Here is a 14,564-nt window from a genome sequence, read left to right as displayed (position 1 = left end):
AGTTATTATTAAGCAGTTTCGCATTGACTTAAATCTTTGTGAGTGATGTAACGATTAGGTAGAACATCATCTTGAATAGTGATGATGGCACGATCACAAAAATTATCTGAAATAAGTGTATAGGGACGTCTGTTACCATTTGCTGTTAGAATTTCAATATATAATACTTTATATTCATTTCTTTCTGTTTTAATTCTAAAATTAGAATGTTCGCCAATATCTTTAAATTCACCTTTTTTGCCCCAGTAAATAGTAAACTTACCATTACTTTCATTGTTAATTTGCAGATCAGTATCTAGAGCAAAACAAGGTATTGAATTTGCACTTGAAACTAGTGCTAGCAATAAACCGTAGGTTAATTTTTTCATATAGTATTTCCTTAATTTGTTAAAAAAATTTTACTGCTCAATCGTTATAGTGTAGGAATTAAAAGTAACTCGATAGCTAGGTTCGTAATTGCTTACGGCAAGTACCCCTTTTTTCATACTAATTTCTGCATTAGCTACCAATGTCCCTTGACATTTATTAGATAAATAGAAATCAGCACTACAGCCTAAGTTTTTACAAGCAGAACTTAAAAGTAAGTCGGGAATATTAAATTGACTGTAAGGTTTTATAATCCCATTTTTGCCATCTTGTGCTGAGCATATACTGTTTAGCATGATAGTCCATGTTTTTGCCGTATTATTAACAATAAAAAATGAGGATGCATTTACATAAGTAGTTAAAAAAAGACAGCTTAGCAGAGGTAAAATTTTTTTACACATTCTATACTTCTCCTTATTTTAAGATTACGTGTTAAACAAAAGAAAGTTAAAGCTAACATTTAAATAATGGAGCGTATCAAGCCGCCATCAATTCTAACTGCTGAACCATTGATAGCCGCTGCTAGTGGGCTACAAAGGTAAGTTACCAAAGAGCTAACTTCTTCAGGTTTAATAAAACGCTTAATAAGAGAAGTAGGGCGAACATCGGTAAAAAAATTTTTTTCAAGTTCCTCTAATGTTTGGTTATTTTGCTTGGCGGTTTGTTCTAGAAAATTTTCTACGCCTTCTGTTCGTGTAGGCCCAGGTAAAACGGAGTTAACGGTAATATCTGTGGCTGTAGTTAGTTCTGCAAGACCGCGTGCAAGAGAAACTTGCGCTGTTTTACTGACCCCATAATGAATCATATCGGTTGGGATTTGCAAAGCAGATTCGCTTGAAATAAAAATAATTCTGCCCCAATTTTGTTTTAACATACTTGGCAAGTAGTGTCTGCTTAAACGTACGCCGCTCATGACATTATGATTAAACGATTTTAACCAGTCTTCTTCAGAGAGTTCATAAAAAGATTGCACTTCATAAATGCCATAATTATTAATAAGGATATCGATGGCTGGGAGATTCTGTATTACTTTGGTGATTCCTTCGTTAGTACTTAAGTCGGCTACAATAGGTATTAATTCTGCTTGTTTATAGTTACAAGAAATTTTTTCTATAGCTTGTGTAACTCGCTCTTCAGACCTGCCATTAATGGCGACAGTGACCTCTTCCTTAGCTAAACTTTCTGCTATAGAAAAACCAATGCCTGTAGTAGAGCCCGTCACTAGCGCAATTTTTCCTTTTAAATGAAGATCCATGATAAATTTTATTCCTTCAAAATTTAATATACTTCCTGTCAAACCGCATTTTTTTGTAGGCCGTTTGAAAAAGTCTAATATTGTGGAAAAAGTATTATGTTAAATTTTTATTAATGAATAAATAGATTAAATTGAATAACACTTATGATGAGTAGGCATAAATGAAAAGGCAAGCTTATGATGTTTTGGGGTATATGGAGATTTTTGTAAAAGTAGCTGAAAGTAATAATTTCTCTCATGCTGCAGCACACTTAGGGATGTCACCTTCCTCAATAAGCAAAATGATAGCAAAAATGGAGGCTAGGTTAGGTGTACGTCTGATTAATAGAACTACACGTACGGTATCATTAACTGAAGATGGTGAAATTTATTATAATCGTGTGCTTCGTATTCTTTCTGATATTGAAGAAACAGAAAGATTAATTACTTTTAATCAAAATAAGCCTCATGGTAAAGTGCGCATAACTTGTTCTGCGCCTTTTGCAAACCATCAGTTAATTCCTTTAATGCCGGAATTAAACCAGATCAACCCCCATATTGAAATTATCCTTTTTAGTGACGATCGTATTGTTGATATTTTAGAAGAACGATTTGATATAGCAATTCGTATTGGCCATTTAAAAAATTCTTCTTTAAAAGTACGCAAACTAGCGGAGACAAAACGATTGCTGGTTGCTTCTCCTGCTTATTTAAAAAATTATGATATTCCAACACACCCTAACAAGCTATGTGAGCATATTTGTCTTAATTTTTATGCGCATTCTATATTAAATAATTGGTGCTTTAAAAAAGCAGATGAGCAAATCGATATTGAAGCTAAGGGATTTTTTAATACTAATAATGGTGAAAGCCTTCGCAGTATGGTTTTAGCTGGTGGCGGAATAGCACGCCTTTCAGCTTTTATGGTAAGCAAAGATATTAAAGAAGGGCGCTTAATATGCTTATTGCCTGATTGGCATCCGGGTGAGCTTCACCCCATTTATTTGCTACATTCAGGTAATATTTCAAGGCGAGTTAAGTTTGTGATTGACTATATTTTCAAAAAAATAGGTGATAAGCGGTTTGAATAATTTAACTTTATAAATTTAATTATTTAATACAATGTAGATTTGAATTTTGTCAGTATAGATAAACTAACTAGCATATTAGTTAAATTTATAAAATTAACTGTGAATATTACAAATTATTTCAATATAAATTATTTTTAATTATTTCCAATTTGGAAAGAATTTATTTTCGGATTAATATATTGTTAATTGAATTTATCCTGTTATATTAAATTGAAAATTTTTCTTCCTTAGAAATAAATAGATTATTTGAAATTAATATTAAATAAAATATGCCTATTAAAATCTAAAAAATTATCAAATTAATCTGAAATAAAAAATTTTTAAAGTAGAAAAAATATAGGCGTTAACCAATTTTTTATAGTTCATTTTGAATTTATTAATTGTCTTCATTCTGTTTTAAGCTCTTTTAAGGAGCAATGGCTTATCAGCGATTTTTTCACAATTTTGAAAAAATTAATAATAAAAATTCATTAAATGATGAAGAATTAAAAGAATTATTTGCACAATTTAAAAATAATAACCATCAAGATTTATTAAGTAAAGTAGAGGAATTTAAGAAAGAGGCTAATTTAAATCATAAACCTATAGGTTTTTTAGTCCTAAACAACTAGTGGTTTAAAGAGTTGAAGATAATGCTAAATTATCAGAAAATTCTATAGCTATGTGATCAATAAAATCGGCTGTTAATAATTAAATACCTTATTTACAGCTAATTATTTTCAGCCAAATTTCTTGCTTTCTTTAGACTAATAAAAAAAAGACTATTATTTCGGATTGTTTTCTGGTACCAATGTCCTTTCGTCATTTGATTTTTGTTATGGTACTAGGATGTAATTTTTTACTAAAAAATAAGTTTATAAGTTCTATGTCAAAGTTAACTCACAGTGATTTAATAAAGTTAGGCCAACTGCTTGGTTATAAAGAATTTAAAAATGGCCTTTGTCATGGTTTTTCTATGATGTTAGCCCAAGCTGTTTTGGCAAAGAGTGAAACCATTTTTTTTAAGCGTTTGAAATTTATTGCTACTTATAAAAATAATTTTAAGCAATTACAAAAGAAAATTGAGAAAGCTAAAAAGAAAGCTCATTTTGCAAATGCGAAATTAGATAGAAAAACTAAAGAGCTCCTGGAAATTGTTGCTTTTTTTGATGGAATTGCTTTGTATTTACGACCAGCTAATTATAAAGACTTATTTAAACAGTATATTAATCCCTATGAGTTGCTAACTGCATATCCATTGGTTAAATCCAAAAAGCTAGAAGGTAGTAGGCTTAAACTCGTAATGAATGAGCCTTATATCTTTGACAAAGATAGTTTAGAGGCTTATTTAAATGACTTAGTAGACCTTTATCAAAAAAATAAAGGTATCGTCTTGCCAATGCTGCTAACCTGCCATAACCATACAGTTTGCTTATATTATAATTCTTCTAATCGCAGATGGTACTATGTTGATACTAATGATTTTGAACGCTATAAAAAATTGCCAACGTATTTTCGGGCACTATCTAGTCAGAAATTAGCAACTAGTTTATTTGAATCGCTTAGTGAAAATTGTTCTTACAATATATTTAGTACAACTGTATTAACAACATCTAACCAAAACTTGCAAACAATTAATAATGCCTTTACCGCAATAAATAAAAAATATCCATTTAAACCTGAACATGTTACTTATTATAACAATGAGGGAGTAGGTTTATTTTCTTTTGCTTGTCAAATAGGCAATTTAACTGTAGTAGAAGATCTATTAAAAAAAGATAATCTTAATATTAATCAAACACGTAATGATGGTGTCACGCCGCTTTATATTGCCTGTTATCATGGTTATTTAAATATAGTCCAAGCTTTGTTAAGGCAAAACAAGCTCAATATTAATCAAGCACGTAATAATGGTACTACGCCACTTTATATTGCTTGCGAAAATGGACACCATTTGATTGTGCGGGAACTATTAAAACATGATGAGATCAATATTAATAAACCTAGTTTAGAAGGTATTAGCCCCCTATATATTGCTTGTTTTTATAATTATTTAGAAATAGTTAAAGACCTGTTAAAAAAGGCAAAACTTAATGTTAATCAAGCTGATCAATATGGAGTAACGCCACTTTATATTGCTTGTGAAAAAGGCTATAGGGAAATTGCTCAAGAACTATTAAAGCAAAGTAAGCTTGATATTAATAAGTCTAATTTAGAGGGAATTAGTCCACTTTATATTGCCTGTTATCACGGTCATATAGAGATAATTAAAGACTTATTAAAACATGATGAGCTTAATATTAATCAAGCTGATCAATATGGGGTAACTCCACTATATATTGCCTGCCAAAATAATAAAACTGAGGTTGTTGATTTATTACTAAATTTATCAACAATAAACGTTGATTCAATAGGACTAGATAATTTTACGCCATTGCAAGTCGCTTGCTCGTCATTAGATACTAAGGATAATGAAAGATTATTTGAATTATTGGTAGCAAATCATGCCAGCCTAATTCATCGTAACTTAAAAGGCCAAACAGCTTTAGATATTGCTTTTGAAAAAAATAATACAGCCGCGATAACTGTTTTACTTAACTTTGCTCAAAGTCATAATTTAGTTATTGAGCAGGTTATGTCTCCTTCCACACAAAAACAAGCACTTTTATGGTCAAAAACTCATTGTCCTCCTTTAATGACGTATTTAAAAAATAAGCAATATGGCATGCCTATAACTAGTAAGTTGACAAATTTTTTTAGCCGAAGTTTACCTTCTAATGAGAGTAAAGAAACAACATTTCTGCCTGAACTTAATACGTAAGACGTTAAAATTATTTTCATGAAATTCTATTACAAGGCTTGCTAGCATTTAACCTTATTGCCACAATAATGAAATTGTTTTTTGTAAAATAAGATGTAGAGACAAGTAGTATGCCTCGTGAAAGAATTCAGTCACTAGATGTTATAAGAGGGTTTGCGTTAGCAGGGATTTATTTAACCAATATTTTATATTTTAGCGGTGCCCATTTCGCACCTACCAAATTGCATGAGGCGGGACTATTATCTCAATTTGACTCTATCATATACTTTTTTGTAGTCACTTTTATTGATAATATTTGCTATACAATATTTTGTTTTTTATTTGGGATAGGATTTTATCTTTTTTATAATAAAGCAAATAATTTTAAAGTCAGAGAGCAGCTCTTTTTAAGACGTCTAGGTGGATTATTTTTGATAGGAATAAGCCATGCTCTTATCTGGTATGGTGATATACTTTTTACTTATGCTTTAATTGGACTAAGCTTTTTTTGGTTTAATAAGCTATCAATGCGAAGGCTTAAGCAAATTATATGGCTTTTACTTTTTATTTCTGCTGTTATTATTCCTCTTTTCTTTTGCTTGTTAGATTACTTTTCATTACTTCCCGTTGTAACTGCGCACCCAGAAGCTCATGAGTCGATGCCGGGTATTACGCCAGAAAATTTTTTTACCACCTTAAGCCAGGGAAATTATAGAAGCATTTTCAATTTAAATTTACATATGCTCTACTGGAAAATTATATTTCACTTTTATTCCGGTAAATTAGTAAATATTATGGCTTTTTTTGCGCTAGGTTTATATATTGCAAAAACCAGGTTAAGCCAGCAATCAAAAAATTCATTTCTATTTAACAGTAAACGGCAACTTATCTTAGCCGCACTACTGGGCTTATTTTTAAGCTTCACGCATGCCTGGTTAAAACTTTTTATATTAAAGCAGATTAATTTAAATGGGTTAGCTATTTTAAATAATTTATTATCGCTAAGCGGTAGTATATTAATGGCCCTAGTATACATAGAATTCATAGCTAAGATTACTCATTATTATCCAGCCTTTAGTCGTTTTATTGCTGCATATGGGCGATTAGCTTTGACTAATTATTTACTACAAACTGTATTTTCCCTCGTTATTTTCTATAGTTTTGGCTTAGCTTTATATGGGGTAATGAGTATGACTGCCTGTATTTTATTAAGTATAATTTTCGTATTATTCCAAATATTTCTATCTAACCTTTGGCTAAAATACTATGAGTACGGCCCAGTTGAATGGTTATGGCGAATGTTTACTTACAAAAGTTCTATACGCATTATACGTATATAAACACTAAGCCCAGCTACATCACTTATTGCTGCGTTTAGTGAATTTAAAGCTATAGGTATAATTTTTTTAGAGGGCTAAGAAGGTATTAAATCTAACATTATAAGATTTTATCTGATTTTTAATTTGCTCGTAGTGTAGCAGAAAAGATGGCAGATTTTAGCTATTATAGGCTTTAAATATGCAGAGCTATTTAAATTTCATTTATTTTATCAATTTCGCAAAATCTCCTGCTAAGCTTATTCTATTTTATGGCGATAAATAGTAAAAATTTTCAGTATTAAAGAAAATTATCCTCTAGAGTTAAGATTGTAAATAGCCTATTTATTTAAGGATAATTAATTAGCATATTTAAAAAACAAAGAGGAATATAATGTTTTCTAAAATGTTTCCATTTGTAAAAAAGCAGGGAAATTATTTAAAATTAATAAAAGTTGAGAATTATAATGGCGTTATGACGCTCACTTTTAAAAAACCTGATTTCCTTCAAGTTAATCCCGGTCAATATTTTGCTATCTATCCTAGTAGGCATTTACCTAAAAAGATAATAAAGCCTTTAGTTTTAGCTATTTTTTCTGGCAGCGATGATGACTATATTAAATTTACATTCTCCAAAGCTGCTCATACATTGAGTGTAAAAAAAGCTTTAGAGATTTTTAAATTTCATGAAGGAAAGTCAATATTGTTAGATGGCCCCTTTGGTAAGGGATTTACTATAGACAATAGCCAAGAACCTATTCTTGTCATTGGTGCTGGTAGTGGTATTTCATTAATACATAGCATCAAACATAGTGCAGACAAAGACAAGCCTATCAATATCATTTACAGTGCAAAAGATATAGAAAATATACCTAATTTTGATGAAATAAATCTTTGGGTAGAGAACAAAAAAAATTATCTGACTTTAACGCAAGCAGAGAGTGTGCCTACAGGATGGCATCACGGTAGAATTAACGATTACTTACTAGAAAGCGAAATTGATCAAAATACTAAAATTCTTATTTGTGGCCCAGATATGTTTATTAAAGCTATTGTAGATATATTACAGGAGAAATCTTATCCGCAAGAAAAGATATTTATTAGTTCTAATCAGATTAAAGCAGGTGATAATGAAAACATTTATTCTATAGAAACGCCTTGTGCTAAGAATTTCTTGGCAAAAGGCTCAGGTCAATTTAGAGAAACGATAAGACTGTAAAATAGTTAGCTGAAAAGTTATGAAAAATATTATTGCTAATGTGAGGCCTGTGGTTGACAAGCGTCTGATTCCAGAAAATAAATTACTCAGTGTAATAGATATAGATGAAGTCAAATTCGCACTTAGAGAGCAAATTTTTGATCTAATAATTAATGAAGTTAAAAAAGCAAAAAAACAAATATTAATACAAACATTTGCTTGGGATAAACGTATTAGATTTGTGCAAGATTTGCGAGATACTTTAAAGTATATTGGCCAAGAGAAATTAAACCGAGGTGACAGGGATCTCTTTCACGTATTTATTTTACTAGATGAGCTTGGTTCTTTTGCTCAACTATTATTTCGTCGCAAAAAGCCCGTAAATTGGCCACATGGACCAAAAGATCTTGGCTTAGATGGTTTACCAGACAATATACGTATTCATGTTGGGGTGCATCATCATAATGGATTAAATTCCCTTCACTCTAAAACAGTTTTAATAGATGGCCACGCTGTAATTATTACTGGTGCTAATTTTCAGCTTGCCAATTATGGTCCTAAAGGTAATTATGACGCAGCAATATTATTAAAAGGAAATGTAACGCAATCTGCTTATTTGGATTTTAGTAATAATTGGCGATTAAGAAGTAATGCTAGCGAAGAAAATATATTGCCCATTAATTTGGCAGAAAATAATGAAACAAACGATATAACTATTGAAGAAAAAAATAAAGCAATGGTGCTTTATTTAACAAGCCAACCTAGAAAGAATTACGTATCTAGATTATTTCATACCAAGACTTCCGAACCTATTAATGATGCTTTTATTACAGCATTAGAAAATGCCAAAAATATTGTTCATATTGCTACACCAAACTTAAACGAGCCACGTATTATGGTTATGTTGCTTGATTTTATTAATAAACGAAATGGTGTACTTCAATTAATTTTAGGTAGAGGATTTAATGATAAAAGAGAAAAGTGGTATGGTGGTACCAATGAAGATATAGTTGCTAAGCTTATAGCAGGTGTGGCACCAGATAAGCGTAATCTACTTCAGATTAAATGGTATTCGCAAGATACAATAAATACGGACATTATCCATATGAAGTTTATGTCTATAGACCACCGAGTATTTATTTTTGGTTCAGCTAATCTTGATAAGCTTAGTTTACGTCGTTGCTATGAAACAAATATTGTCATAGATCATGAAGGCTTAACAATAAAAGCAATTGATGTTTTATTTAAACCAGCCTGGAAGACAAGTTTACCAATAGATACTAATTTAATAAATAATTCCATTAATTGCTGCAGTACATAAGATTTAATTTAATTATAAAATTTTTATAAATTAAGAAAAATATTGATATTGAATAGAGATTAATTATCAGGAAAATATATTAAAATTTACCTTGCACTATGCAAAAATATTCTCTTCGCCTCCTCCTATTTCCCGCGACTTGTTCGCAGGGTCCAGCGTGTCGGTTAAATCATTGAGTTCTCTTTCAGGGTTATGAATTCGTCGGCCAAACATAGTTATACCAAGCTTATCAAGTTCTCTACATATATTGGCTTCTGCTGATTTCGTAATTTTCAGGATTTGGATAAGAAGTTGTCATTATCGCAAAAAAATGGATGATTTCAATAACATACTAGTACTTTTAAAGAGTATAGGCAGTTAATGCGAGTACAATTTAAAAACCACTGTCAGGTATAGGTAATAGGTTGGGTGCATCGCTATTAGTGATGTCTTTTTGGTGAAATATACTATGGTTTGATATTGAATTAGTATTTTTAATTTCTTTAGAACCCTTAACATTTGCTCTATGAGGTATAATATCTTCTTCTTTATTAGATTTTCGCTTTTTAAAATGGCTCTTATCGGTAGTTTTGAAATCTTCGTTTCCATCTTCATAAGAGTTTGTGCTGGATTCAGAATGTAGCTCTAATTCAGAGCCATTTTCTAGCGAATGTTTAGTAGAAACTACTCTATTAGATGGGATAGCTTGTGAGTAAAGAGCTACAAAATTTTCATCCCCACTTTCATTTGCAGAGTTTGTTGTAAAGTTAGAAGATACATTCTCCAAGCTATTTCCTATAAATGTATAATTAGCAGCTGGTGGTTTAAGAGTTTCTACATCACTATCTCCACCTTCATCTACAGAAGAGAAATTTACTAAGTTGTTTTCTATAGATTCCTCAGTAGAAGTGCCTTTGTTAGACGTAATAGATTGGAAATCTGAATAGCTTAATAAAGAGTTATCAAGATCATCGGCTTGTAATTGTTGCCCAGTATTATTTGTTGACTCTGCAGAAGCTATTGTTTTTCTTCTTTCTGGAGTGCTTATATTGACTTTTATAATATCATCATGTCCCTCATGAAAATCCATGCAAGATTCAGGAATAAAGGAAACTAATTCTGGAACCATTCCATTTACATCTTGCTTTCTAAATTTATCACAGGCGGTACCACGAGTATCAAACTTCACCCCTTCTAGCTGTTTACCTTCTAAGACAGATACGCAACCGTTAACAATATTTATATCGAAAAAACCTTCACCACTAAAATAATAAATAGAATTATTTTCGTCCAAAGTAATGTTATAGCATTCATGAAGTATTGATTCGATATCATACATTTCAATAGCAGCTTTACGTATGTAGCTATGTTCACTTCCTACACTCATTTTAAACATCCTACGCATAATTATAATTTGCATGGGTTCAGTGGGGCCGCTATCAGTGTCACCCTGCGATCCCTTAAAAACTAAATAGGCAAATCTTTTTTTTGTATCAGTTGCGTTAGGTAGAAAAGGAATAGAAATATTAGGATTTTCTAAATTATTAGCTGCAAATACTCTGCCATCACTCTTTAAAATGATGTATGCAAAAGGATCAAGTTTTGAGAATAAAACAGATGCATTAAAATTAGCGTTTTTACTACGTGTGGGACTTGTATCGCTAACATTAGATTGCGATTCTGTATGAGAATACATAATAAATAACTCAAACACTGCATTTACTTTATTTTATCAAGGAAATGTTAACATAATATTAACAATTTGATCTTAATTAAATCAATAATTAATTAGCATTGAATCTTAATTTATTTAAAAATTTAATAGTTAGCTTTTAGTTTTATAAATAGCTAACTTTTTAACTATTAATTTAGCTAAGTGTCTAATTACTAAGTACTTCTATCAATCAACGCCTATAATTATTATTTGAGTGAACAAAGCAATATCGATACATTAGATGACTTTCTGTTTATGCCAAGACTGTTAAGTTATCTACTACAATAGAAAATATGAATCTTACCATTTATGGAAAATTTAATGACTAATCCAACTTACCAAAGTTCAAGCCGCGGGGACTTTCATACTATTTACCAGGGTAAAACGGTTGATCAATTAATAATCGATTACATGGCACAAAATAATATTCCTGGATTATCTCTTGCAATTGTGCAAGCACCTTATATTACGAGAGTGGTTGGTTATGGCCAAGCTGATCTTGATAGTGGCCGTTTAGTAGCTACCAATACGGTATTTAATATAGGTCAAATTACCAATGCCTATACTGCTGTTGCCATTATGCAATTAAAAGAACAGGATAAACTTAAACTTGACGATACAATTACTAATTATCTAGCAGATATTCCAAAAAAGTGGCGTGATATTACCGTTCGCCAACTTATAACTCATAGTTCTGGTTTACCAGATTATACAACTACAGCTAATTTTGATTTTACAAAAGACTATCAATCACAAGATATCTTTGTGCTTATTAAAGATAGAAATCTAGATTTTAAATCGGGTACCCAAACGCGCCTTAGTTCTACTAATTTTTATCTATTAGGCTTAATTATTGAAAAAGCGAGCGGCACAACATTTGAGGATTTTATTACTAAAAATCAGATTGAACGTTTAGGCCTAAAACATACCTATTTTATTAAAAATTTAAATAACATTACCAATGAAATAACTAATAAAACGATTCCCTTTAAACATAGTATGTTTCTAAAAAAAATCGCTTTTATAAATCCTACTGAACCTGCAACTGGTTATATCGAAAAGGATAATCAATTAAATGCAGTTACTCCTGCCTCATGGTCTGCGGTAACTGCTAATGCAGGTATTTATGCTTCTGCAGAGGATGTTAGTCTCTGGGATATTGGCCTGGCAGGGGACATTCTAGTTAATAAAGAAAATCGTGACTTTTTATATCAATCTGTCATTTTAACAAAAAAAATATCAAGTCCATCAAATGCAGGGTGGCTTTTTCCTGGACATCAAGGTTTAATGGAAATTAAGGGGAATATAGCGGGATATTCCGCATTCTTAAGTCGTTTTACAGCAGCAGATGAGTTAGTTTGTGTAACCTTATTAGCTAATAAGGGTAATCTAGTTGATTTAGATATCCTAGCTCGTAAGATTGCAGGTGCCTTTGATGCAAAACTTGCCGCTCCTAGTGGCGGACCGTGGGCTGAAACAATTCAAAGCCCTTATTCGGTGAATGAAACAATAAAACGGGTAGAAAATTTGATTAAAAAGCAGGGAGGTAAAGTTTTTGCTCATATTGATCATAGTTATGAAGCAAAACAGGTCAATGAAACCCTGCTTCCTATAGAAGTTTTGCTTATCGGTAATCCAGCTAAGGGTACTTCGCTAATGCAAGAAAATGCCGCTTTAGCACTTGATTTGCCATTACGTATTATGGCAAATCAAGATAAAATGGGGCAAGTATGGCTAAGTTTTACCGATCCGGTTAAGCTTGCAGCTGAGTATAAATTAGATAGTAAGCTAAATGCTCTTTTACAGCAAATGTCTATCAACTTACGAAATACTTGTGCAAAAGCTGTTTCCGCTCAATCTGAATTTTAGCTAATCTAGCTGAAATTCATAGAGCTAATCAATGTTGAAATAGTTCTAGCCTGGATAGCTTTATAAGATTGCGACTAGTTTGACTTTGTTATATCCAGGCTAATATTACTTAACTATGTTATAAATGCCGCTATAATATTTTTACTTTCCTATACCATATAAAATGACATCCATTATCCCATGTTGACATATTTCACAGAATGTAGGGCTTGCCTCCATAGTGCATTGTAGCCCAGGTTTGTGATTAGCACCTTTCGTGCTAATAGAGTCACCATAGCCTCCTTGATAAGCGCCATAGATAGGTGGATTAGATTGCCACTCACTTTCTGGTGTAGGTATAGGCGTTTGGGGAGAGACTAAAGTATGCCATTTTAAACCTTCATAAGAGGGATTAGGTAGAAATGTCATGTTTTGTGACCAAGGTTCGTCGATATCTGGAGCAAACTCCAATTCTGTTCGGCCGCCACCTTCATATTCTTCATTTAATCCAAAGAAATGACCAAACTCATGAAGCAATAAATAAGTAAAATAGTTTTTATTGCTAGCGGGTATGGCTGTATGCGACATGTAATTTCCAACACCCCAATAGCCGTCTTGTTTGATTAAAATTAAGGCATAATCATAGGGTGCGGAGGCTAATGCTTTACGAAATTTATTCTCTCCTGTTGGGTATACCGCATGATACCAACGCTCAAAACCATCCCAATAAGGATAATACAAGCCTAGAAATGAATCGAACTCAGGAATAGGGTGGCCTAAATCTATGGGTTTACCTAAGGTTTTATTGGAAGGGTGAAAGACCGCATAAAAACTAAAATACTCAACCCCTGGAAAATGATTACTATGTAAATCGTTAACTGTTTTAATAGCGTCTTGCCAGAAACGATTTTTGTCTTGTAGCTGATAGCCTTCAGCATAAATATTAACTCTAAGAGAATGAGGTTTTTTTGACAGTAATAATTGCTTTACTTCAAGTTCAGGATATTGTGTATTATCAGTTGGTAATTCATTAACAATAATTTCCTTTTCTAACACAGTTTCCATAATGCCAGTTTGAGGATTTTCTGCAATCAATTCAAACGTTACATTATCTTTAGGAACAGGAAATCGTAAGTTAATAGCTCGCACGAGTTTACGATATTCTTTGCCTGTACCAATGGAGTCAAAGTATAAATGCTTGCCATTTTTATCTTTTAATATTCCTAAATAGCTTCCCCATTTAGGTCTATGTTTACTTTTAGCTAATAGGGATAGGGTACCGGATTTTTCTATGATTGCATGGCTTAAGTGATAAGATTCATTATTTGCATTCCAATCGATTTGCACGCGTAATACTGAAATTTTAGCTTCTTGCTTAACAGTTTTAATGGCATCTTGCGATAGATAATTTTCATGTGAAAATGCTGATTGTTTAGGAATTAATTGCTGATTCCAATGCGGTTTGGCTGCAAGTGGTAAGTAAAAAAATGATACAGCTAAGAAAATAAGTATGCGCATGAATATCATCCTGAAAATTAAAACCGCTTAATCATAACTTCTTGTTTACTCAAAATAAATAACAAGTGGTTTAATTACTAAGATAAAATAATGCCAATAGACATATCGCAGGTAATTCCAATACAGTACAACATAGCAAGAATTTAATTTTTAATTATTTTGCAGCTGAAAGTTTCGTTGAAACTTAGCTAGGTAAGATG

12 protein-coding genes are annotated in these 14,564 nt (G+C 31.7%); 7 read left to right on the top strand and 5 right to left on the bottom strand.

The window, feature by feature from the left end:
- Nucleotides 1-8: 8 nt before the first annotated feature.
- From ACNVED_RS08340 to ACNVED_RS08330, 3 genes are read right to left on the bottom strand one after another with little or no spacing between them, the layout of a single operon-like run.
- The gene (locus ACNVED_RS08340; RefSeq protein WP_419418565.1) at nt 9-368 is read right to left on the bottom strand and encodes a hypothetical protein; all 360 of its coding nucleotides are present in this window, start codon (nt 366-368) and stop codon (nt 9-11) included.
- Nucleotides 369-398: 30 nt separating this feature from the next.
- Nucleotides 399-767, bottom strand: a complete 369-nt coding sequence (locus tag ACNVED_RS08335) for a hypothetical protein (RefSeq protein WP_419418564.1) — start codon at nt 765-767, stop codon at nt 399-401.
- A gap of 59 nt (nt 768-826) precedes the next feature.
- Nucleotides 827-1,621: an SDR family NAD(P)-dependent oxidoreductase gene (locus ACNVED_RS08330; RefSeq protein ID WP_419418563.1), complete on the bottom strand. Its 795-nt coding sequence runs from the start codon at nt 1,619-1,621 to the stop codon at nt 827-829.
- 161 nt (nt 1,622-1,782) lie between these two features.
- Here ACNVED_RS08330 and ACNVED_RS08325 point away from each other — a divergent pair, with 161 nt between their 5' ends.
- From ACNVED_RS08325 to ACNVED_RS08300, 6 genes are all read left to right on the top strand, one after another.
- Nucleotides 1,783-2,691 (top strand): LysR family transcriptional regulator, encoded by a 909-nt coding sequence (locus ACNVED_RS08325; RefSeq protein WP_419418562.1) that lies wholly within the window; start codon nt 1,783-1,785, stop codon nt 2,689-2,691.
- A gap of 416 nt (nt 2,692-3,107) precedes the next feature.
- Nucleotides 3,108-3,302, top strand: coding sequence for a hypothetical protein (locus ACNVED_RS08320; protein WP_419418561.1), 195 nt, complete (start codon nt 3,108-3,110; stop codon nt 3,300-3,302).
- A gap of 254 nt (nt 3,303-3,556) precedes the next feature.
- On the top strand, nt 3,557-5,491 hold the full coding sequence (locus ACNVED_RS08315; protein WP_419418560.1) for an ankyrin repeat domain-containing protein: 1,935 nt from the start codon (nt 3,557-3,559) through the stop codon (nt 5,489-5,491).
- A gap of 110 nt (nt 5,492-5,601) precedes the next feature.
- A complete protein-coding gene (locus ACNVED_RS08310; RefSeq protein ID WP_419418559.1) occupies nt 5,602-6,810 on the top strand; it encodes a DUF418 domain-containing protein in 1,209 nt (402 codons plus the stop codon).
- 370 nt (nt 6,811-7,180) lie between these two features.
- A complete protein-coding gene (locus tag ACNVED_RS08305) occupies nt 7,181-8,005 on the top strand; it encodes a hypothetical protein (RefSeq protein WP_419418558.1) in 825 nt (274 codons plus the stop codon).
- Between the two features lie 19 nt (nt 8,006-8,024).
- Nucleotides 8,025-9,305: a phospholipase D-like domain-containing protein gene (locus tag ACNVED_RS08300; protein ID WP_419418557.1), complete on the top strand. Its 1,281-nt coding sequence runs from the start codon at nt 8,025-8,027 to the stop codon at nt 9,303-9,305.
- Nucleotides 9,306-9,678: 373 nt separating this feature from the next.
- Here ACNVED_RS08300 and ACNVED_RS08295 read toward each other — a convergent pair whose 3' ends face one another.
- Nucleotides 9,679-10,998, bottom strand: a complete 1,320-nt coding sequence (locus ACNVED_RS08295) for a hypothetical protein (RefSeq protein ID WP_419418556.1) — start codon at nt 10,996-10,998, stop codon at nt 9,679-9,681.
- Between the two features lie 321 nt (nt 10,999-11,319).
- Here ACNVED_RS08295 and ACNVED_RS08290 point away from each other — a divergent pair, with 321 nt between their 5' ends.
- On the top strand, nt 11,320-12,867 hold the full coding sequence (locus tag ACNVED_RS08290) for a serine hydrolase (protein WP_419418555.1): 1,548 nt from the start codon (nt 11,320-11,322) through the stop codon (nt 12,865-12,867).
- Between the two features lie 141 nt (nt 12,868-13,008).
- Here the strand turns inward: ACNVED_RS08290 and ACNVED_RS08285 are convergent, their stop codons facing one another.
- Nucleotides 13,009-14,364: a M64 family metallopeptidase gene (locus ACNVED_RS08285; protein WP_419418554.1), complete on the bottom strand. Its 1,356-nt coding sequence runs from the start codon at nt 14,362-14,364 to the stop codon at nt 13,009-13,011.
- Nucleotides 14,365-14,564 lie beyond the last annotated feature (200 nt).

It is taken from the genome of Legionella sp. D16C41 (assembly GCF_048541585.1).
Classification (GTDB): Bacteria; Pseudomonadota; Gammaproteobacteria; order Legionellales; family Legionellaceae; genus Legionella_C.
The sequence above is the reverse complement of the archived record's forward strand: the minus strand, read 5'-3'. Positions and strand labels throughout refer to the sequence as shown.

Bases quoted from the DNA above. Each gene is read 5' to 3' on its own strand.
- ACNVED_RS08340 (WP_419418565.1), bottom strand. From the start codon at position 368: ATGAAAAAATTAACCTACGGTTTATTGCTAGCACTAGTTTCAAGTGCA.
- ACNVED_RS08335 (WP_419418564.1), bottom strand. From the start codon at position 767: ATGTGTAAAAAAATTTTACCTCTGCTAAGCTGTCTTTTTTTAACTACT.
- ACNVED_RS08330 (WP_419418563.1), bottom strand. From the start codon at position 1,621: ATGGATCTTCATTTAAAAGGAAAAATTGCGCTAGTGACGGGCTCTACT.
- ACNVED_RS08325 (WP_419418562.1), top strand. From the start codon at position 1,783: ATGAAAAGGCAAGCTTATGATGTTTTGGGGTATATGGAGATTTTTGTA.
- ACNVED_RS08320 (WP_419418561.1), top strand. From the start codon at position 3,108: ATGGCTTATCAGCGATTTTTTCACAATTTTGAAAAAATTAATAATAAA.
- ACNVED_RS08315 (WP_419418560.1), top strand. From the start codon at position 3,557: ATGTCAAAGTTAACTCACAGTGATTTAATAAAGTTAGGCCAACTGCTT.
- ACNVED_RS08310 (WP_419418559.1), top strand. From the start codon at position 5,602: ATGCCTCGTGAAAGAATTCAGTCACTAGATGTTATAAGAGGGTTTGCG.
- ACNVED_RS08305 (WP_419418558.1), top strand. From the start codon at position 7,181: ATGTTTTCTAAAATGTTTCCATTTGTAAAAAAGCAGGGAAATTATTTA.
- ACNVED_RS08300 (WP_419418557.1), top strand. From the start codon at position 8,025: ATGAAAAATATTATTGCTAATGTGAGGCCTGTGGTTGACAAGCGTCTG.
- ACNVED_RS08290 (WP_419418555.1), top strand. From the start codon at position 11,320: ATGACTAATCCAACTTACCAAAGTTCAAGCCGCGGGGACTTTCATACT.
- ACNVED_RS08285 (WP_419418554.1), bottom strand. From the start codon at position 14,364: ATGCGCATACTTATTTTCTTAGCTGTATCATTTTTTTACTTACCACTT.